The 1,680-nt window shown below is 71.0% G+C and carries 3 protein-coding genes; 1 reads left to right on the top strand and 2 read right to left on the bottom strand.

From position 1 onward, the window contains the following. The coding region (locus AB0J09_RS64165) for a Vms1/Ankzf1 family peptidyl-tRNA hydrolase (RefSeq protein ID WP_360714247.1) at positions 1-749 on the bottom strand (749 nt) is incomplete at its 3' end. Between the two features lie 3 nt (positions 750-752). Beyond that, positions 753-977: a DUF2795 domain-containing protein gene (locus AB0J09_RS64160; RefSeq protein ID WP_360714246.1), complete on the bottom strand. Its 225-nt coding sequence runs from the start codon at positions 975-977 to the stop codon at positions 753-755. 77 nt (positions 978-1,054) lie between these two features. On the opposite strand from AB0J09_RS64160, the gene AB0J09_RS64155 reads away from it, so the two are divergent. Beyond that, a partial coding sequence (locus AB0J09_RS64155) for a GNAT family protein (protein ID WP_360714245.1) occupies positions 1,055-1,680 on the top strand: 626 nt, incomplete at its 3' end.

Here is a 1,680-nt window from a genome sequence, read left to right as displayed (position 1 = left end):
GACGGCGGCGGGGACTTCGTTGACGTTGCCCGCGTGGCCCGTTTGCGGTCGAGCCACTCGTCGAGTGCCCGCTCCACGTCCTCCTCGAACTGCCCGTGGTTGGAGCGGCTGCCGTGCTCGACCATCAGGACGCGGTCGGCGGACTTGGTGTTGAGGTGGTGCAGCAGGTACGAGCGGGACTTCGGCTCGCCCGCGACCAGGATGAGCTCCGCGCCGATGCGGCGCACCTGCTCGTCGATCTCGTGGGCGACGGCCACGGCGTTCTTCTCCCAGGTCTCGTCCACCGCCCGCTCGTACCGCTTCTGCGACCAGCCGCCCTGCGCGGTCTTCTGCAGCGGCCAGTCGGCCGCCTCCACGACGGCCTTGCGCGGCGACCCGCCGCCGAACGCCGTCAGCTCGGCCCCGGCGTGGTCCACGATGACCCGGATGTGCGGGATGTTCTCGCCGCGCATCATGAGCATGGGCGTGACGTGCGGCAACGGCGACCACCTGCCCAGATCGTACGGCGCCCGGGCAAGCGCCTCGGACAGCACCACGTCGCCGTGCGTGCCGAACATCGCCCGTCCGGGGGCGGGCCGCCAGGCCTCCTCTTCCAGCGCCTCCAGGGTGGCCTTGTCGGCCTCGTCCTCGAGCGTGTCGCGCACGCCGCGCCAGTGGGCCTCCCGCTCAGTCCCCGTGTACGCGCCGAAGTAGACGGACGCGTACGGGCCGCGCCGCTCGTACAGCGGTCGGATGAAGTCGAGCCGCACCGTTCACCACCTCCGCTTCTCGACGCCGAGACCGAGGGCCTTGGCCACGTCGGCCACGTTCGAGTACCGGCGGTCGGGGAGGGATCGCACCATGTCCGCCACCCGGTCCGGTGCGCCCGCGTTCTCCGCGTGCCCCACCAGATCGTCCTTGGACGCGGGCCAATGAGCGTCGCTCAACCATTTCGCGAGGTCGCTGCGGACGTCGACGCCCTGCTGGAGTTGCTGCATAGTTCCCTCACTCCTCTCAATTGCGCCCCTACCCCCGCTTTCGTTGGCAAACATCGCGACTGTGTACCCTGCCGAGCGTGTTCGACGCTGACGTGAGCATCGCCACCGAACGGCTTACGCTCCGGCCGTTCGGCCCGCAGGACACCGCCAGGATCCGGTCCATCGTGCGGTCCGGCACCCGTTTCCTCCCGCCCGGCGCGCCCGCCAAGCCGTCCGGCGTCGACCAGTGGCTGTCGAGCGGCGTGCACGAGCTGCGCCGCTCCGGCCAGGGCCTGCACCTGGCCATGACCGACGAGGAAGGGCTCATCGTGGGCGCGATCAGCCTGTTCAAGACCTCGTGGAGCGCGGGTACGACCGAGGTCGGGTACGGCGTGCACCCCCTCTACCGGGGGCGCGGCTTCGCCACGGAGGCCGTGCGCGGGCTGGTGAGCTGGGTGTTCAAGTCCACCCGGCTGCGCAGGATCGACCTGACCGCCAACCTGGACAACCTCGCCTCGCTCCGCGTGGCGCTGAAAGCCGGCTTCACCTGGGAGGGCGTGCTGCGCGACGCGGTGCTGGACGAGGACGGGACGCACGACCTGGTCGTCTTCGGCCTGCTGCGCGAGGACAGCCGCAGGCCGTCCGTCGCCCTGCCCAGGACGGAACTGCGTACCCAGAGGCTGCTGTTGCGGGCGCCGTCCCTCGCGGACGTGCCGGACCTGGC

Source organism: Nonomuraea sp. NPDC049784, from assembly GCF_040659615.1.
In the GTDB taxonomy this organism is placed as follows: Bacteria; Actinomycetota; Actinomycetes; order Streptosporangiales; family Streptosporangiaceae; genus Nonomuraea.
The sequence above is the reverse complement of the archived record's forward strand: the minus strand, read 5'-3'. Positions and strand labels throughout refer to the sequence as shown.